Annotated in this window: 16 protein-coding genes and 2 pseudogenes; 14 read left to right on the plus strand and 4 right to left on the minus strand. The window is 49.8% G+C overall.

The features are described from left to right. The first annotated feature begins 30 nt into the window (after positions 1–30). From AC2CGP_RS17890 to AC2CGP_RS17955, 14 genes and pseudogenes are all read left to right on the plus strand, one after another. On the plus strand, positions 31–777 hold the full coding sequence (locus AC2CGP_RS17890; protein ID WP_063446085.1) for a heme ABC transporter permease: 747 nt from the start codon (positions 31–33) through the stop codon (positions 775–777). Beyond that, entirely contained in the window at positions 774–998 is a 225-nt protein-coding gene (gene ccmD / locus AC2CGP_RS17895) for a heme exporter protein CcmD (RefSeq protein ID WP_045378277.1), read from the plus strand. Before AC2CGP_RS17890 ends, ccmD begins: the two co-directional genes overlap by 4 nt. Next, entirely contained in the window at positions 995–1471 is a 477-nt protein-coding gene (gene ccmE, locus AC2CGP_RS17900; RefSeq protein ID WP_015703212.1) for a cytochrome c maturation protein CcmE, read from the plus strand. The genes ccmD and ccmE overlap by 4 nt, the downstream gene beginning before the upstream one ends. Then, entirely contained in the window at positions 1468–3420 is a 1953-nt protein-coding gene (locus AC2CGP_RS17905) for a heme lyase CcmF/NrfE family subunit (protein ID WP_020078141.1), read from the plus strand. Before ccmE ends, AC2CGP_RS17905 begins: the two co-directional genes overlap by 4 nt. Then, complete coding sequence (locus AC2CGP_RS17910; protein WP_015370115.1) at positions 3420–3977, plus strand: DsbE family thiol:disulfide interchange protein; 558 nt, start codon at positions 3420–3422, stop codon at positions 3975–3977. The genes AC2CGP_RS17905 and AC2CGP_RS17910 overlap by 1 nt, the downstream gene beginning before the upstream one ends. Then, positions 3974–4441: a cytochrome c-type biogenesis protein gene (locus AC2CGP_RS17915; RefSeq protein ID WP_015703210.1), complete on the plus strand. Its 468-nt coding sequence runs from the start codon at positions 3974–3976 to the stop codon at positions 4439–4441. The genes AC2CGP_RS17910 and AC2CGP_RS17915 overlap by 4 nt, the downstream gene beginning before the upstream one ends. Then, the gene (ccmI, locus tag AC2CGP_RS17920) at positions 4438–5304 is read left to right on the plus strand and encodes a c-type cytochrome biogenesis protein CcmI (RefSeq protein ID WP_015703209.1); all 867 of its coding nucleotides are present in this window, start codon (positions 4438–4440) and stop codon (positions 5302–5304) included. Before AC2CGP_RS17915 ends, ccmI begins: the two co-directional genes overlap by 4 nt. 225 nt (positions 5305–5529) lie before the next feature. Beyond that, positions 5530–6693, plus strand: a complete 1164-nt coding sequence (locus AC2CGP_RS17925; protein ID WP_006798114.1) for a NapC/NirT family cytochrome c — start codon at positions 5530–5532, stop codon at positions 6691–6693. Positions 6694–6702: 9 nt separating this feature from the next. After that, positions 6703–9222 (plus strand): trimethylamine-N-oxide reductase TorA, encoded by a 2520-nt coding sequence (torA, locus tag AC2CGP_RS17930; protein WP_407609204.1) that lies wholly within the window; start codon positions 6703–6705, stop codon positions 9220–9222. A gap of 514 nt (positions 9223–9736) precedes the next feature. Then, complete coding sequence (locus AC2CGP_RS17935) at positions 9737–9964, plus strand: DUF1272 domain-containing protein (protein WP_213759432.1); 228 nt, start codon at positions 9737–9739, stop codon at positions 9962–9964. Positions 9965–10273: 309 nt separating this feature from the next. Further along, positions 10274–11110, plus strand: coding sequence for an AraC family transcriptional regulator (locus AC2CGP_RS17940; RefSeq protein WP_142689252.1), 837 nt, complete (start codon positions 10274–10276; stop codon positions 11108–11110). Between the two features lie 75 nt (positions 11111–11185). Next, positions 11186–11548: a cupin domain-containing protein gene (locus AC2CGP_RS17945; RefSeq protein ID WP_015370120.1), complete on the plus strand. Its 363-nt coding sequence runs from the start codon at positions 11186–11188 to the stop codon at positions 11546–11548. 199 nt (positions 11549–11747) lie between these two features. After that, entirely contained in the window at positions 11748–12278 is a 531-nt protein-coding gene (locus AC2CGP_RS17950) for a dihydrofolate reductase family protein (protein ID WP_213759433.1), read from the plus strand. Between the two features lie 145 nt (positions 12279–12423). Continuing rightward, positions 12424–12917 (plus strand): annotated as a pseudogene (locus AC2CGP_RS17955) (phage polarity suppression protein). Positions 12918–13548: 631 nt separating this feature from the next. Here the strand turns inward: AC2CGP_RS17955 and AC2CGP_RS17960 are convergent. The 4 genes and pseudogenes from AC2CGP_RS17960 to AC2CGP_RS17975 all read right to left on the minus strand — a co-directional run bounded on the left by AC2CGP_RS17960 (position 13549) and on the right by AC2CGP_RS17975 (position 17911). Next, positions 13549–14457 (minus strand): hypothetical protein, encoded by a 909-nt coding sequence (locus tag AC2CGP_RS17960; protein ID WP_196338342.1) that lies wholly within the window; start codon positions 14455–14457, stop codon positions 13549–13551. Positions 14458–14459: 2 nt separating this feature from the next. Further along, complete coding sequence (locus AC2CGP_RS17965) at positions 14460–15527, minus strand: AAA family ATPase (RefSeq protein WP_196338343.1); 1068 nt, start codon at positions 15525–15527, stop codon at positions 14460–14462. After that, a complete protein-coding gene (locus AC2CGP_RS17970; protein WP_196338344.1) occupies positions 15520–16716 on the minus strand; it encodes a DUF262 domain-containing protein in 1197 nt (398 codons plus the stop codon). The genes AC2CGP_RS17965 and AC2CGP_RS17970 overlap by 8 nt, the downstream gene beginning before the upstream one ends. An 8-nt stretch (positions 16717–16724) precedes the next feature. Next, positions 16725–17911, minus strand: a pseudogene (locus tag AC2CGP_RS17975) (integrase domain-containing protein). Between the last annotated feature and the right edge of the window lie 208 nt (positions 17912–18119).

The following is an 18119-nucleotide window of genomic DNA, read 5'->3' on the forward strand; positions in this document are numbered from 1 at the left end:
CCGTTCCCTCGGGGCAATGAGGCAAAAAAAATGTGGAAAGTGTTACATCAACTCGCCATTCCAGAGCGCCTGTATAGCGTATGCGGACGATGCATTCCGCTGATGGCTATCCTCAGCGCGCTGTTTCTGGTGGTGGGCTGCGTCTGGGGATTTGTCTACGCCCCGGCAGATTATCAACAGGGTGAAAGCTATCGCATCATGTATCTGCACGTTCCGGCGGCGATGTGGTCGATGGGGATTTACGGCTCAATGGCCGTGACCGCTTTTGTCGGCCTGGTCTGGCAGATGAAAATGGCGGATAAAGCGGTGATTGCGATGGCGCTGCCAGGCGCGGTTTACACCTTTATTGCGCTGGTGACCGGTTCCGCGTGGGGAAAACCGATGTGGGGAACCTGGTGGGTGTGGGATGCGCGTCTGACTTCCGAACTGGTCCTGCTGTTTTTATACGTCGGGGTGATTGGCCTGTATCACGCTTTTGACGATCGCCGGCTGGCCGGGCGCGCCGCCGGGATACTGGTGCTGGTCGGGGTGGTCAACCTGCCGATTATTCATTATTCCGTGGAATGGTGGAACACCCTGCATCAGGGCTCGACCAATATGCAGAAAACCATCGACCCGTCGATGCGCATGCCGTTGCGTTTAACCATTTTCGGTTTCTTATTCCTCTTTATTACTCTGACATTAATGCGTATGCGTAATTTAATTCTGTTACAGGAGCGCCGCCGTCCGTGGGTCGTGGCGCTGGCTGGCGCTAGTAAGCGCGAGGAGAACTCATGACCAGCGCTTTTCACTCCTGGAGCGATTTCTGGCAGATGGGCGGCTACGCCTTTTATGTCTGGCTGGCGGTTGCAGTGACGGTCATCGCGCTGCTGATTTTGTTCATCCATACCCGCTGGCAGCGCCGGGCGCTACTGGCGGATATACGCCGGCAGATGGCGCGCGAGCGGCGGGTATCGGCGGCGCGTAAGCAAAGCACTATGAAGGGAGATGCGTTGTGAATCCTCGGCGTAAAGTACGTCTCTGGCTCGCCTGCGGAGTGATTGGGGGGCTGGCGCTGACCGTTGGTCTGGTGATGTATGCATTAAGCTCCAATATCGATCTCTTCTATACCCCAGGCGAAGTGATATACGGCAAACGGGAAAATGGCCAGAAGCCAGAGCCGGGGCAGCGTCTACGTATCGGCGGCATGGTGATGCCCGGCAGCGTGAAGCGTGACGATAAAACCCTCGATGTGACCTTCAAACTCTATGATGCCCGCGGCGTCGTCGAGGTGAGCTATACCGGGATCCTGCCGGCGTTGTTCCGCGAAGGGCAGGGGGTCGTAGCCCAGGGGACGCTGCAGGACGGGACGCATATCCGCGCGAAAGAAGTGCTGGCGAAACACGATGAAAATTACACCCCTCCGGAAGTGAAAGAAGCGATGGAAGAGAATCATCATCCGGCTGAAAAGCCACAGGGAGCCGCGCAATGATCCCCGAAATCGGCCTCTTCCTGCTGTGCCTGGCGCTGGGCATTTCCTGCCTGCTGGCGCTATTTCCCTCCTGGGGCGCGATGCGGCAGGATGCGCGGATGATGGCGCTGGCGAAGCCGCTGTCGGTAGCGATGTTTGCCGCCATCCTCGGGGCGTTTCTCATTCTGGTGTATGCCTTTGTGGTGAATGACTTCACCGTTCTGTATGTCGTCAGTAACTCGAATACGCTGCTGCCGGTGTGGTATCGCGTAGCGGCGACTTGGGGGGCCCACGAGGGATCGTTGCTGCTGTGGGTATTGCTGATGAGCGGCTGGACCTGCGCGGTCGCGGCCCTGAGCCGTAATATTCCGCTGGAAGCCTCTTCGCGGGTGCTGGCGGTAATGGGGATGATCTCCTTCTGCTTCCTGGCGTTCATCCTGCTGACCTCAAATCCGTTCGTGCGCACGCTACCTGATTTCCCCATCGAGGGGCGCGATCTGAACCCGATGCTGCAGGATATCGGGCTGATCTTCCACCCGCCGATGCTGTACATGGGCTATGTGGGCTTCTCCGTGGCCTTCGCTTTCGCCATTGCGTCGCTGATGACCGGGCGCCTTGATAGCGCGTGGGCGCGCTGGTCACGCCCGTGGACGCTGGCGGCGTGGAGCTTTCTGACGGTCGGTATCGTGCTGGGGTCGGCGTGGGCCTATTATGAGCTCGGCTGGGGCGGCTGGTGGTTCTGGGATCCGGTAGAAAACGCCTCCCTGATGCCGTGGCTGGCGGGAACGGCGCTGATTCACTCGCTATCGGTCACCGAAAAGCGCGGCAGCTTTAAATCCTGGACCGTACTGCTGGCGATTCTGGCGTTCTCGCTGTGCCTGCTGGGCACTTTCCTGGTGCGTTCCGGGGTACTGATTTCCGTACACTCCTTCGCTTCCGATCCTACGCGCGGCATGTTTATTCTGGCGCTGTTGGTGATCACTATCGGCGGTTCGCTGCTGTTATTCGCCATCAAAGGCGGCAAGGTACGTTCCCGGGTGCGTCACGAACTGTGGTCGCGCGAGTCGCTGTTGCTGGGCAACAATGTGCTGCTGATTGCCGCCATGCTGGTGGTACTGCTGGGGACGCTGCTGCCGCTGATACACAAGCTACTGGGGCTAGGCAGCATTTCTATCGGCGAGCCGTTCTTTAATTCCCTCTTTATTGCGCTGATGATCCCGTTCTCGTTGCTGCTTGGGATCGGGCCGCTGGTGCGCTGGCGTCGCGATGAATTCCACAAGCTGCGTAAGCGGCTGCTGATTGCCGCGGTGGTTGCCGTCGTACTGGCCATCGCACTGCCGTGGCTGATGCAGGATCGTATTAAAGCCATGACCGTAGTTGGCCTGCTGATGTCGCTGTGGGCATTCGTGCTTACCGTGATGGAAGTGGTGGAGCGCGCCACCGACCGCCACCCCTTCTGGCGCGGGCTGACCCGCCTCGGACGCAGCCACTGGGGAATGGTCGCCGGCCATGTGGGGCTGGTGGTCACCGTCATTGGCATCGCCTTCAGTCAGAATTACAGCATCGAACGCGACGTGCGAATGAAGCCGGGCGATAGCGTCGATATCCACCAGTATCACTTTGTGTTCCGTGACGTGCGGGATATCACCGGGCCGAACTACTTTGGCGGTGAAGGGGTGATCGAAGTTTCGCAGAATGGCCATCACGTGAGTACGCTGCGGGCGGAGAAACGCATTTACAGCAGCAGCCGGATGGAGATGACCGAAGCCGCCATCGACGGCGGGCTGGCGCGCGACCTGTACGCTGCGCTGGGTGAAGAGCTGGCCGACGGTAGCTGGGCGGTGCGCTTGTACTATAAACCTTTTGTTCGCTGGATCTGGTTCGGCGGGATGTTAATGGCGTTTGGCGGCGTGCTGTGCATCCTGGACCCACGTTACCGCTTACGTAAATCACTGCCGGAGAACGCGTGATGAACCGCAAAGTCTTATATTTACCGCTGGCTATCTTCCTGATTCTGGCGGCGGCGCTGATGTGGCAACTGATGCGCAATAGCGACGGCGACGATCCTACCGTGCTTGAATCTGCGCTGGTGGGTAAACCTCTGCCGGATTTCCGCCTGGCGTCGCTGGAAAAACCGGATGTCATGCTGGATCCCTCTAACATTATCAATGGTAAACCGGTGCTGATTAACGTCTGGGCCACCTGGTGCCCCACCTGTCGGGCGGAGCATCAGTATTTGCGCTCCCTGGCGGCGCAGGGCATTCGCATCGTTGGCATCAACTATAAAGACGATCGCCAGAAAGCGGTGAACTGGCTGCACGAATTGGGCAACCCGTATGCGCTGGGGGTGTTTGACGGCGACGGCATGCTGGGGCTGGATCTTGGCGTGTATGGCGCGCCGGAAACTTTCCTCATCGACGGCAAAGGCATTATCCGCTACCGCCATGCCGGCGATGTGAACGAGCGGGTCTGGCAGCAGGAGATTCTGCCGCTGTGGAATAAATATAGCCAGCAGGGGGGCGCGTGAAATATCTGCTCATCACTTTACTGACGGCGCTGTTCTCGTTTCAGGCGCTGGCGGCGATTGATACCTATCCATTTAAAGATGAGGCTCAGGAGCAGCAGTTCCGCCAGTTGACCGAACAGCTGCGCTGCCCGAAATGCCAGAACAACAGTATTGCCGATTCGAACTCGATGATTGCCGCCGACATGCGCAAAAAGGTCTGGCAATTGATGGAGCAGGGACAAAGCAATCAGCAAATCACCGATTACATGGTGGCGCGCTACGGCAACTTCGTGACCTACGAACCGCCGGTGACCCCCGCGACGATTATCCTCTGGCTGCTGCCGGCTTGTTTCGTTGTGGGCGGCGCGCTGGTGATTTTCCGTTTAAGCCGTCGCTCACGGGCTGAACGCATCAGCGAGCTGAGCGCGCAGGAACAGGAACGCTTAAAGGCGCTGCTTGATGACAATAAAAGGACCCTGAAATGATTGTCGCTTTGCTCATCATGTTGGTGTTACTGCTGGGAACCGCGGCGCTGCTGTTTATTCCGTGGAGCGGCAGGCAGCGCGTTGACCGCAATACCATGAACCATATGATTTATCGGGCGCGCCTGCAGGAGCTTGATGAGGATCTTTCAGCGGTGAATGCGGCGCAGCAACAGCAGCTGGTTGACGATTTACGCTTGAATTTATTGGAAGATTTGCCCGAATCTGCCGAAACGAATCACAAAAATAGTAGTTATTGGGTGTATATTCTTGGGGTTATTATACTAACCTCTTTATGCGTAGGGGTTTTTATCCGAACGAGTTACATGACCCGCGTGGTTGAGTGGCAGCAAGTTGTCCAGCAAACGCCGCAGTTGATGCAGCGGGTGATGGATCCACAGGGTAAACCGTTGTCGGAAGAAGAGCTGTTTCGACTGGCGCTGGGGCTACGCACCCGCCTGCAGCAATACCCGGCCGACCAGCTGAGCTGGACGATGCTCGGCAGGCTGCAACTGGTGCTCAATAATCCAGGCGCCGCGTTACAGGCGTTTGATAAGGCGCGACAGCTGGCGCCAGGCAACGCCGATGCGCAGCTGGGATATACCGAAGCGTTACTTCACTCTACGGATCCCAACGATAGCCGTGAAGCCCAGCAACTGCTCGATACGTTGCTGAAGAATAACCATAACGATGTGCGGGTGCTTAGCCTGGCGGCGTTTAACGCCTTTGAGCACCAGCAGTATGACAAAGCGATCGCAGCGTGGCAGCTGATGCTGCAACTGTTACCGGCGGATGATGCTCAGCGAGAAATTATCATTCGTAGTATTGACCGGGCTAAAAAAGAACAAGCCGCTATTCTGCAATAATTAAAATAACGTGAGTATTGTTCGAAGGCATATTGGATTTGCAATGGGTTATCGCTCTGAAATCACAGGATAATCATCCCCGGCTGATTATCCTGGCTCCGAAAATTTCCAAAAATTTAGTTGGATTAGAAGGTGAGTGCAATCGTTATAGATTTATTTATATAACGATTGCCATCTGGCAGGGACTTTTGCGTCTTTCATTTAGGAAAAGGGTTAAATAATAAGATGAGTAAACTTTCACTGGAACGCTCTGGTAGGCGAAAAATTATATTTATCGCCTTGCTGGTTGGGATCATTATTGGCGTGGTATTGCTGGCTGGTACCGCGACTATTATGCATAAAACCAGCGATACCGAATTTTGTGTGTCATGTCATACCATGCAGCAGCCTCTGGCGGAATATCAGGGCAGCGTGCATTTCCAGAACGATAAAGGTATTCGCGCCGAGTGCGCCGATTGCCACGTTCCTCATCAGCCGATCGATTATATGCTGACCAAAATTGGCGCCCTGAAAGATGTCTGGGGTGAAATGACCGGCAAAATCGACACCCCGGAAAAATACGAGGCGCATAAACTGGCGATGGCCCAGAGCGTCTGGGATGGGTTGAAGAAGAGCGATTCGGCGACCTGCCGTTCCTGCCACGACTATAAAGCGATGGATATTCTGGCGCAAACCCCTGAAGCCCGTAAGCAGCACCCGGTCGCAATCAAAGAGGGCGAAACCTGCATCGACTGCCATAAAGGCGTGGCGCATATTCTGCCTAACATGAGCGGCCTGGCGGCGGCAGGGGCGAGCGAGCTCGCTAACGCGGCGGCGAAAACTCCGGCGACCGCGACCACCCTTTACACCATTCAGACCCAGCCGTTCTGGCTGAGCGAGAAAGCAGGCGACCATAACGACGGTAACCTGATGGCCTCCACTGAAGTGAAAGTGGTGAAGCGTGAAGGCGACATGGTGCTGGCGGATGTTCATGGCTGGCAACAGGATGGCGTCACCGAAGCCTTCTACGCCGCGCGCGGCAAACGCATCATGAGCGCGCTGCTGGGCGAAGAAGCTCGCAAAGCGTTAAAAGTCTCTGGCTCCGTTACCGATGAAGAGACCAAACAGGTCTGGCATGAAGTCGATCTGCAGGTCTGGCTGCCGGCGAAAAATCTGATTGGCGATCAACAAAAAATCTGGAGTTACGCTTCTGAATTAATGGCTAACAACTGTACCGGCTGTCATGGCCTGACCGAGTTGAATCGCTTTAACGCCAACCAGTGGATTGGGGTGGTTAAAGGTATGTCCGGCCGTACTTCACTGACTCAGGAACAGGTTCGTCTCCTGACCCAGTATGTACAAAAACATGCGAGCGACATGCCAGCAGCGGCCAATCAGGACAAACAATAAGGAGCCATGATGAAAAAGAATAACGATTATGACATGGCGGATCAGAGCCAGGAACCCGGTATGAATCTGACGCGTCGCCGTTTTCTGGCTGGCGCCAGCGCTCTGATGGCGGCGCCGCTGCTGGCGGGGCTGTGGCCGCGTTCGGCGCTGGCGGAGGCCATTAGCCAGGCGATGCCGCAGTTTATCGCATTGCGCCAGGCTGAAAGCGGTATTCTCACCGGTGCCCACTGGGGCGCGTTTGAAGCCATCGTCCGCGACGGCAAAATGGTTGACGTTCGCCCGATTAAAGACGATCCGTATCCCAACGAACTGATTACCATGGCGCCGTATCAGGTTCACGCCGAAAACCGGATTAAATATCCGATGGTGCGTAAAAGCTGGTTAGAAGGCGGGGCGAAAAACGGTAAGCCGGAGCTACGCGGCCGCGATGAGTGGGTCCGCGTCAGCTGGGATAAAGCCCTGCATCTGGTGGCGGGTGAAATCAGCCGTCTGCAAAAAGAGCATGGCCCATCATCTATTTATGCCGGTTCTTACGGCTGGAAAAGCGTCGGGATGTTCCACAACCCGAGAACGCTGCTGCAGCGCATGATGAACCTGGCGGGCGGCTTTGTCGGCTATTCCGGTGACTACTCCACCGGCGCGGCGCAGGTGATTATGCCGCACGTGGTCGGTTCCGTTGAGGTTTACGAACAGCAGACCGCGTGGCCAAACGTGATTGATAACAGCGAGCTGGTGGTGATGATCGGTTGTAACCCCATGATCACGCTGAAAAACAGCTGGAACCTGCCGGATCACGTCGGCCAGACGGGTTTTGAAGCGCTGAAGAAAAAGGGCACCCGGATGATCTGTATCGACCCGGTGCGCAGCGACAGCGCGCGTGAGTTAGGCGCCGAGTGGATCGCCCCGCGCAGCTACACCGACTGCGCGCTGATGGCGGGGGTAGCCCATACGCTGCTGGCTGAAAATCTGCATAACCCAGATTTCCTGAAAACCTACACCGTAGGGTTCGATAAATTTGAAGCCTACCTGAACGGTAAAGAAGATGGCGTCGTCAAAGATGCCAACTGGGCTGCGGATATCAGCGGCGTTGATGCTGAGACTATCAAGCAGCTGGCGCGAGATATGGCGAAGCATCGCACCATGATCATGGGCGGCTGGGGCATCCAGCGTCAGCATCATGGCGAACAGGCCCACTGGATGATGGTGACGCTGGCGGCGATGCTGGGGCAGATTGGCCTGCCCGGCGGCGGTTTCGGCTTTAGCTATCACTACTCTTCCGGCGGTAGCCCAACCGCGCGCGGCGGTATTCTGGCGGGGATCTCCGCCGGTAGCCCAACGTCGCCGGCGGCGAAAGATATTACGCCGTTCCCGGTGGCGCGCATCGCCGATGCGCTGGCGAACCCAGGCAAGACCATCGACTATAACGGCACGAAAGTCACCTATCCGGATATTAAAATGGTGTACGTGGCGGGCGGTAACACCTTCCACCAGCATCAGGATACCAACAACCTGGTGAAAGCCTGGCAGCATCCGGAAACCGTGGTGGTGAACGAACCGTACTGGACGGCGACGGCGAAACACGCCGACATCGTACTGCCGGTGACCACCACCTACGAGCGCAACGACATGGATATGGGCGGCGACTATTCGCAGCTTTATGTCTTCCCGCTGCGCCAGTGCGTACCGCCGCAGAACGAAGCGAAAAACGACTTTGATGTCTTTGCGGGGATTTCCGAGATCCTTGGGGTGCATGAGGCCTTTACCGAAGGCAAAGATGAGATGCTGTGGTTGAAGGGCATGTATGACGAGATGAAAGCCCAAGCGCGCAACGCTCGCGTGGCGCTGCCGCCGTTTGATATGTTCTGGGCTTCCAACAACTACATTCGCTTCCCGATCCCGCAAGAGAACACTCAATGGGTGCGTTTCGCCGATTTCCGCGAGAACCCGCTGCTCAACCCGCTGGGGACGCCGTCAGGGAAAATCGAGATCTACTCTGACGCCATCGCCAAAATGGGCTACGAGGACTGTAAAGCGATTCCAACCTGGATGCCGCCGCACGAGTGGTATCGCGGGCCGGAAGCCGAGAAATATCCGTTGTCGCTCAATACCGGCCACCCGATTAACCGTCTGCATTCTCAGCTCGATAATACGCCGCTGCGCAAGAAATACGCGGTAGCCGATCGCGAAGCCATCTGGATCCATCCGAAAGATGCTAGCGCGCGCGGCATCAGTGAAGGCGATCTGGTTCGCGCCTTTAACGATCGCGGGCAGATCCTGGTCGGAGCGGTGATTACCGATAACGTTCGCGAAGGCGTGGTGCGCATCAGCGAAGGGGCATGGTTTGATCCGGCCGATCCGTCACAGCCGGGATCGCTGTGTAAAAACGGTAACGTCAACTGTCTGACCTTTGACGTTGGCTCCTCCAGCCTGGCGCAGGGGAACTGTGGACAGATGTCGCAGCTGCAGATCGAGAAGTACACCGGACCGGTGCTGAAAAACACCGCGCACGATGTGCCGGTAGGCGCGTAACCCGCAGCTGACGTTTGAAAGACAAAACGGACACTTCCGTGAGGGAGTGTCCGTTTTATTGTTTTATGGCTTTGACGAACCGGCCAGGTAAGCGCTAGCCTGCGTACCGACGTCAGGAATTCGTAGGTAGCCGTTTCCCACAACTCAGGCGAAAAATCATATCCATATCGGCTTTTGAATTCATCATCCAGCCTGTCGCTGTAACTCTCAATGAAAGTATCAATGTCTTGGCCTGCTGGCTAATTGATAGTGAGGCACCCACTGCTTTTTCCTGCACCAAGCAAAGATTTGATATTTTCTCGATTAAGATAGATTGGTCTAGAAATTACGTCTTCGCAACGGTTTCCAGAAGTGAGCGTTTCTGTCGGGTAATTCACTCTCTTGATTTTTCCCGCCTGTAGACCATGCTCATTTGATACATGCGAGAAACAATAACGTCATCTTTAGCCGAAGGCGATACAGGTAGTTGGCCTTTGGTATATCTAATGATGCCCCTTAACAATAAGAGACCACCATGCTTGAACTCCGTCCTAATTGTGAATGCTGTGATAAAGATTTGCCTCCTGAATCGAAAGAGGCATACATCTGTTCATTCGAATGCACATTTTGCATTGATTGCGTGACCCAACGGCTTAATGGCCAGTGCTCGAACTGCGGAGGGGAACTGCTGCGACGTCCAATACGCCCCGAAGCATCTCTCCTGCGATATCCTGCATCCAGTCAGCGTCACTATAAACAGTAGAGATGAAAACTATGTTTGCTCTTTGCTTATAACGTCCTAAGTGATCCTGCTAGTCGTCTGCTGAGTACCAGAAACGGTTGTTAAGTATTGGGGCTCCATCATTGTATTGCTTTATGCAACTGCTGATTATGGTTGCTATGGCAGGCATTTTTCCACCGGAAAAAAAGCCGTAACCTAAGATTACAAGGATTACCCTGGGTTTGAGATGCCCCTTCCTGAAAGATTTCGAAGAAGAACCTTTACGCACTTTCATCATACTTCTTTCAAAACTGCATCCTAAACGTTTATGGTGTGGATTCTCCTACAATTATGAAACAGATGTTATTGATGCCGAATGCACAAAAGAATAAAGACTGGGTCAAGCTTGCACACACGCCAGGGAAAATAGAGCGCCTGGAGGCGTATTTCAGCGGGCATGGTTATGAACCTCATCGGCACGATACATATGCGATCGGCAGGACATTGTCTGGTGTGCAACGTTTCCGTTATCGTGGCAGTAAACAACATAGTTTACCTGGTGGGACGATGGTCTTACACCCGGATGAAATTCATGATGGAGAGGCAGGAACGCTCGAGGGATTTCAGTATCGGATGTTTTATATCGAGCCCGCTTTAATTCAGAAAATTTTAGGCGGCAAACCGTTACCATTTATTCACAGCGGGATCTCATCTGATCCCCGGTTGTTTGCCGCTACCGGGCCGCTTTTAAAAGCGCCAGAAGATTCTATTGATACGCTTGAAGAGGAGGATGCCCTTTACGATCTTGCCCAGACTCTGGCAGTCGTGTCAGGGCAGCGATTTCGTCGATGCCTTGTGGATTATCAGTCTGTCGAGCGCGCTCGCGAATATATACAATCTGAATTCAGCCAGAACATCACGCTGGATACGTTGTCCTCCGTCTGTGGTAAAGATCGCTGGAGCCTGAGCCGGGATTTTCGAACCCTTTTCGGAACGAGTCCTTATCGCTACGTAACAATGCGCCGTCTCGCATACTGTCGACATCTGATTCAGTTAGGCCTGTCACTTGCGGAGTCTGCATTGGAGGCGGGGTTTTCAGATCAAAGTCATATGACACGCCAGTTTATAAAAGCATATGGCATTTCACCGGGTCGTTGGCAAACATTTATTCAAAAACGCCGTCCCTGAGTTGCACGATCGTTCAATACCGGTACCGCAATATTATTTATCCTCGGCGTTTCTTAGCCATTAAGGAATGTCATCATGTACTCACCTGTAAATCTGGAACAGAAGTTCTCTCTCTTCGATACTCACTGGCAACCAAAAGTCATCGCGCAGATGAACGACTACCAATTCAAAATCGTGAAAATAGCGGGCGACTTTATCTGGCACTCACATCCGGAAACCGACGAATCCTTTATCGTAGTTGAGGGGGTTTTGCGTATTGATTTTCGTGACGGGTATGTTCTTGTCAAGCCAGGAGAAATGTTTGTTGTACCTAAAGGTGTTGAGCATAAAACGTCAGCTGAGACGACGGTAAAAATGATGATGATAGAACCCTGTGGTGTCAGGAATACCGGGCATGAAGGTGGGGAACGCACCGCAGAAAACGATATTTGGATTTAATTTGGGGAGATTTTAAGCCAGCCGATCGGCTGGCTTAAATAGTAGAAAACAGGTACATCGGCTTTTCTCCTCACTCAGCTTTGCTTCATGCCTGGAGCGGACGTTGCTAACCTGGTGATGTGGCTTTATCGGGGCATATCAATATCGCTAACATTGCTAAACTCAACGAGATATATGCAACCTGAATACGGAGCTCTTAATGGTCACCACACATGTTTTCATCGCGGTCAGTCTTGATGGTTATATCGCCCGACAGGATGGCGATATCGACTGGCTGTTGAAGCGCGATGACCCGACAGAAGATCATGGCTATGCCGCATTTATCGCAGACAAAGATTGGATCATTATGGGGCGAGGCAGCTATGAGAAGGTGCTGACCTTTGACGAATGGCCTTATGACCGACCCGTGCTGGTGCTTTCCCGTCAGCTAACTGATACTCCCGTGCCCGAAGCGCTGAAGGGTAAGGTGCAGTTTTCATGCTTCACGCCAGGGGAGGCTCTTGCTCACCTGAAGGAGAAAAACGTGCACAGGGTATATATCGATGGCGGGCAGTTAATACAGTCGTTCCTGCGCGAAGGTTTGGTCGCCGATATCGTTGTCACTATCGTTCCTGTTCTGCTCGGTTCGGGAAAACCGCTGTTCGGAGTCCTGCCCCATGATATCGATTTGACGCTATTATCCAGCCGCAGCTTCCCGTCGGGTCTGGTGCAGTCGCACTATCGGCTGTGAATCTGAGCATAGTGGTGACCTCCGCCGATAACCGCTGTGGTGATTGTGAGATCAGCCGAAAAGGATGCCATCTCTACAGAGACACGTGACCACTGTGACATTGCAGCAGGTCTTTGAGGCCTGTCAGACAAACAAAAACACCTAGCTGAAACGTAAAGCCGAACTGGCAGACCTTGAACGGGAATACCGTGAACAGCTCCTTGCCGGTGACGAACAAATCCCGTATAGAATGCAGGATTTACGCGACAATATTGACGTGAAAAAAAGGGAGATTAATCAGGCCGCCGATCGCTATATCCGCTCACATGAGGAGGTGCAGCTGTAAGCATCCGCAATCGGCTCCATGACTTTATGCATCAGCACGGCGCGGAGCTGGTCCCTGAGCTGATGGGATATAACGAACATCTCCCCGCAGTAAAACAGAGCGCCATGCAGCACTCGGTTGATTATCTGCGTGAAGCCCTGTCGGTGTGGCTGGCCGCAGGTGAAAAAATTAATTATTCCGCGCAGGACAGCGATATTTTAACGGCCATCGGGTTCAGGCCTGATGCAGCCTCGCGGGATGATAATCGCCAGATATTCACCCCGGCACAGAACCTGATTTATACCCGCCTACGTGCAGAACTGGCCGCATGGTAGCACGCAAACAAATCCGCGAAAATTCCGCTATTTTTCCCGAAAAAAGCCATGCATACTTAAGGTGCATGGTTTTGCATGCAAATCCCCATATTTTATTTCCCCCACCACGCCAGTACCGATGCGGCTTGAGCCGGTTCGTGCATCTGCATTAAAAGCGACTTCTTAAGCGGGCGGGCGTGGCGGGGAGAGCATTGCGCGCCAGCAGTAATGTGCATATTTTTACTGTTGTTGTTGAGATTCAAACAAGAGAGCTATAAGTAGTGACAACAAGTTATTGGTAGGTAGGGGGATGTGGGATACTTACAGGACGAGGGGGGCTCGCATCGTGAAGGCATACTTATTGGCGTCATGATCGCAACTCATAGATTTTAGAACGAATTATATGTGTACGTGCAATAATCTATCTTTGCAAATTAGATCCTGACACGTACTCTTACATTAAAATCGGCCCACGATGTAGATTGTGTGATATTTAAGAAGAAATTATTCTGCCGCTATACATGTGAATATTGTTACTGATTTATTTATTTGAAAAAAAAGTGCTGATTTTTATTAGGGGGGATTCTATTAAAATGAATAGGTGCCACTTATCATGAGTGATTAAAGTGGCAGCTTAATATTGAGGTGCTAATTAAGTTGATAAGTGTTTGCACACAATGCCAACTATTAGATGACCTTCACTTAATTTATTTATTTTTTCGCTCAGGCTTGAGCCTATATGAAAATGGATTCTACCTTTTTCTCTACTGAGTTTGGTGTGTAATTCAAAGAAAAGAGCCTCCTCATTTATTTTTTTTGTTCTTTCTTTAACTGCATCTTGGTTTCGTTTTGTACTACTGCTTTCTCTAGATAGTTCTACACCATGAGAAAGTGCTTTTTGCTCAAACTGTTCTGGATCTATAAGGTAGTCATATTGTGCATGATCATTAAGATATGATAAATGCTTTATAATAACCGAAAGTTTCGTGTCGTTTTTTTCGCTAATATCTGTTTTAGAAAAATCTCTCGCATCATCGAGAAAATATATATTAGGAAAGCATTTCTCTAGATAACTATCAAATTCGTCTAGACCCATATTGTGGTAAATAGGAAGTTTTCGGAATAAAGAAAGTATTTTATCTTGGCAGTCAATTAATATCATAGAACTATCATCCCACCAAGGTAATTCTTCATTTTCTTTATATAAAAGGCCGCCTGTCTTATTATAGTGTAAAGCCGCGTGAGCTTCTGAATTATATGCGTGATTTTCAGGTTTGTCTATTTCATAACTATCAGTTTCATCAATGATTCTTGCCAGTCTTAAAAGGTAATCCCTTAAATCAGGATCTTGAGTTAAAGGGCCATATAAGATGTCACATAAATTATCGTGACCGCATTTAATTATCCATATATTTGAGGTGAGAGAGAGGCTTGAACGTCCGCAGCTTTTCTTAACAGCTTCGGCCAATTCTAAGAAACACTCAAGTTCTTTGGAGTTATCTTGAATATTAGCACATAACTCCACCACCCATCTCTCATCTAAGTAGTTGATTATATTCATTTTTATTTTTTTGCTAATTTAGATAAATTAATTGTGCTTTGGTCAAAGAAACCTTCTGGCCAGCTTGTGAGCTTCCCATCTTCTTTTATTCTGATTTTCTCTATTTTTGTATCCTTATCTTTCTCACGCGTAAAATAATAAATGATACTTTTTTGAGCCAGTGTAGCACCTACGTTTTTGACTGCTAATCGAACGCCATCAATAAAATGGTCACTATGTGTTTCAACAATTATCTGGACACCACAAGAAGATGCTATAGCTAACAATAATCCGAGAGCTGTTTGGCCTTTTGGGTGCAAATGCGCCTCAGGATTTTCTATTATTAAAATTTTATTTTTATTAGAATGCCATGCTTTCATTTTTGACTGCTTGAAGCTATCTAGGGGAGCCTCTGAAGACATTACTAATGCACTTAACACGATCGGGAGTGAATAACTTATTCCAAACCCTGTATTAGTTGCTCTGAAACCATTAACCCCTAGATGGGAAATATCTTGCTCTTTCGTAACGGAGAAATTCAAATCAACACCAGGTGATATTTCTCCCATCCAGTGATTAATTTGATGCTTTAACGTATTTCCTGTTGAATTAGCATGGCGAAGTTTTTCAGGTATTATAACACTTTCAAATTTTGAGTAATAATCTGCAAAGTACTCACCTTTTTCACCAACAGTAATATCATCAATATCCTGAGGCATAATAGGTAATGTTACGCATGGACCATGTCTATCAGCTGAGATATATTCTACCGAAAACCTATCTATTCTTGTTCTGTGTTTGTTTATATTTTCTCTTAGTGATAGATATAGATAGTTTTTCATTTCTTTACTAGAAAGAAGAATCTGCACAGGCTTTTGTTGAGAGGTCAATTTTGATTTGAGATCGGTAAACCCACCAAATCCTTGAATATAAGGTGAGTGGTCTTTATCTACTAATTTGCACATTCTTATTGCTTGTAGAACTGAACTTTTACCACTGCTATTTAGCCCAGTGAGTACAGTTATGTTAGAAAGTTCTAACTTTGAATAGATAAAGGATTTAAATGATTTTAAAACAAGTTTATCAAGCATTGATTACTCTCTTTAGTAAGTCCAAAAGACAATCTTTACGAAATTTAGCGCCTTGTACTCCAGCACCATGTCGGCTTATTGAATTCATAAACTCATAATTTTTAAGAAGGTCTTTATATTCATTCAGTAAAATATCTTTTTTCAAGATGATTTCGTCATATGAGTCTTTTTTAGCTCTTGTTAATAAGTACAACCATAGTTCGAAAAGAGATTTGTTAACGGGTGTTTTTCTGGTATCTCCAGGTAACGATTTTCGAAAAGAATGTTCTCCAAAAATCTCATATGTTCGGTGCAAACCTAATTCGAACGTGTTAATGATAACGTCATCCTCAGGTATATCAATTAAAGGGAGTTCTTTAATTTTCTCATTATTTAAAGCTTTCATTGTGTTTGATAAAAAATCATCCATATCTCCATAATAATTATGGTAGCCGAATAATGTAAAAGCTAAATACCTTAGTATAAGCTCTCTACCAGCCATTCTGTCATCTTTGACTGTTCTACCTACAACATCATTATAAACATCATTTTCAACCATGGATTTCAATAGTATGCTGGCGCGCCCTTGATATAACGCATGTCTAATCTCTTGATTTGATAGCCGCATTCCACCTGTGTTGATTCTCTTGAAAATATTTCTCTTAACTTTTTCTGGTGTTTCAGGGTTTATAATGATGAATGATAGTTCAGTCTCCATAATATTATTGATTATTTTTATATTTTCATCATTCTTCTCTAAATTAAAATAATCATAGCCATCATATGGAGTGCTCCAGAACTCTAATCCAGATAATTTAAATCCTTTACCATCATAGTCTGGTCCTAAAATAAAATCTTTAATAGTAGTAAGGCGCTGCAATCCATCAACAACTTCCCATACACCATTTTTATCTTCAGAAACATAAAACATCGGTAATGGAATCTTCAGCATCATTGATTCAATTAACTGACTTTTCCTTTTTTTATCCCAAACATAACTACGCTGAAAATCTGGAGCTAGTTTTATTGTATTATTTTTTATACGGCGTAAGACAGTATCCAATGCTACTGTCTTAGGAGTAATTGAAATTGAATCTGTATCGAATGGCTCCTTGTCGGAGTTGTCATCCTGAGACATCTCGTCTTCGAGTTCTACGCCTGAGTAGACCCCTTCTCCTGCTAATTCCTCAATTCTATCGAAGTCGCTCATAATTTTATCTACTTACTTGGTTTAACTATTTCCGCCCACCAACTCATCAACTTTCTCCGTTGACTCAAGTAGGTTGACCTGTTGTATGCTCTACGAACTTCATTTTTATCAATATGCGCAAGAGCTGATTCAATGATATCAGCATTCCAACCATGTTCGTTCATGGCCGTACTTGCTATAGAACGTAATCCGTGAGCGACCAGTTTCCCACCATAGCCTATGCGTTTAAGTGCCGCATTAGCCGTCTGACTATTCATATTTTTTAGGATCATTTCTGCTTGGGAAAACATACTCCCTATGTTTACTGATAGGTTCCATTGTATCAAGTAATTCTAATGCTTGTGCTGATAATGGGACAATATGTTCTCGCTTAACCTTCATTCGTTCGGCGGGAATCATCCAGAGTTTGGCATCGAGATCGATCTCTTCCCATCGAGTACCGGAAGCCTCAGAAGGGCGCACAACTGTCAGGAGCTGCCATTCAATAAGGCAACGAGTCGGAACGGATAGGTTTGACATGACCAAAGAACGCATCAGCGTAGGTAATTCTTCTGGTCGTAGCGTGGGCATGTTCTGCTTTTTGGGTTTCTCAAATGCCATTCCAACACCTGATGCAGGGTTAGCATCAATCAGGCCGGTGTTGACTGCGTAAAACATTATTTCGTTAATGCGCTGGACCAAGCGACGAACAGTCTCTAATGCGCCGCGCGCTTTTATTGGCTCCAGTGCTTCGACAATCGTTCTGGCTTTAAGATCCTGCACTGGTATTGCTCCGATCGCAGGGAACACGTCTTTATCTAGTGAGCGCCAAGTCTCTTTCGCATAATCCTCTGTGACGCTTCTGCTTTTTAACTGGAACCAGTTAGCGGCCACAGTTGAGAAAATGCTATCAAGCTCAATCTGACGCTGTTCTGATGCCTGCTCTTGTTGCTGCTGCGGATCTATCTCTTGTGCGAGCGCGGTTAAGTGCTGGCGCGTAACTGACGAGCGGCTGCGACAGTAAGAGCAGGGTATGAGCCGAGACTCAAATTGGTTCGGCTGCCATTGACCGGACGTTGATAGAGGAAGCTCCAGAGTATTTTACCGGTGGTTTTGACGAGCAAGAACAGGCCATCACCATCATTAAGGGTGAAGTCTTTTCCCGAGATTTGGCTTTAAGGATTTCGTTGTTAGTGAGGGGGGGGATAAGCGCCATGTCTGGATCCCTTCCATAATTGATACACGTTTAATGGACCACAGTATAGTGTGTACCTAAACGTGGACCGATTTTCTCTGGGTTTAGCCGAATATCCTCGGACAACGATAGGCACAAAAAAGCCCGTAGGGCTTGCGCCGTGCGGGCTTTCAGGACTTCATCGGATGACTCTGGTAATCACCGATGGAGAATTTTGGTGGAGCTGGCG

The sequence above is a fragment of the Klebsiella sp. SYXHC3 genome, assembly GCF_057196925.1.

Bases quoted from the DNA above. Each gene is read 5' to 3' on its own strand.
- AC2CGP_RS17890 (WP_063446085.1), top strand. From the start codon at position 31: ATGTGGAAAGTGTTACATCAACTCGCCATTCCAGAGCGCCTGTATAGC.
- ccmD (WP_045378277.1), top strand. From the start codon at position 774: ATGACCAGCGCTTTTCACTCCTGGAGCGATTTCTGGCAGATGGGCGGC.
- AC2CGP_RS17905 (WP_020078141.1), top strand. From the start codon at position 1,468: ATGATCCCCGAAATCGGCCTCTTCCTGCTGTGCCTGGCGCTGGGCATT.
- AC2CGP_RS17910 (WP_015370115.1), top strand. From the start codon at position 3,420: ATGAACCGCAAAGTCTTATATTTACCGCTGGCTATCTTCCTGATTCTG.
- ccmI (WP_015703209.1), top strand. From the start codon at position 4,438: ATGATTGTCGCTTTGCTCATCATGTTGGTGTTACTGCTGGGAACCGCG.
- AC2CGP_RS17925 (WP_006798114.1), top strand. From the start codon at position 5,530: ATGAGTAAACTTTCACTGGAACGCTCTGGTAGGCGAAAAATTATATTT.
- torA (WP_407609204.1), top strand. From the start codon at position 6,703: ATGAAAAAGAATAACGATTATGACATGGCGGATCAGAGCCAGGAACCC.
- AC2CGP_RS17935 (WP_213759432.1), top strand. From the start codon at position 9,737: ATGCTTGAACTCCGTCCTAATTGTGAATGCTGTGATAAAGATTTGCCT.
- AC2CGP_RS17940 (WP_142689252.1), top strand. From the start codon at position 10,274: ATGAAACAGATGTTATTGATGCCGAATGCACAAAAGAATAAAGACTGG.
- AC2CGP_RS17945 (WP_015370120.1), top strand. From the start codon at position 11,186: ATGTACTCACCTGTAAATCTGGAACAGAAGTTCTCTCTCTTCGATACT.
- AC2CGP_RS17950 (WP_213759433.1), top strand. From the start codon at position 11,748: ATGGTCACCACACATGTTTTCATCGCGGTCAGTCTTGATGGTTATATC.
- AC2CGP_RS17960 (WP_196338342.1), bottom strand. From the start codon at position 14,457: ATGAATATAATCAACTACTTAGATGAGAGATGGGTGGTGGAGTTATGT.
- AC2CGP_RS17965 (WP_196338343.1), bottom strand. From the start codon at position 15,527: ATGCTTGATAAACTTGTTTTAAAATCATTTAAATCCTTTATCTATTCA.
- AC2CGP_RS17970 (WP_196338344.1), bottom strand. From the start codon at position 16,716: ATGAGCGACTTCGATAGAATTGAGGAATTAGCAGGAGAAGGGGTCTAC.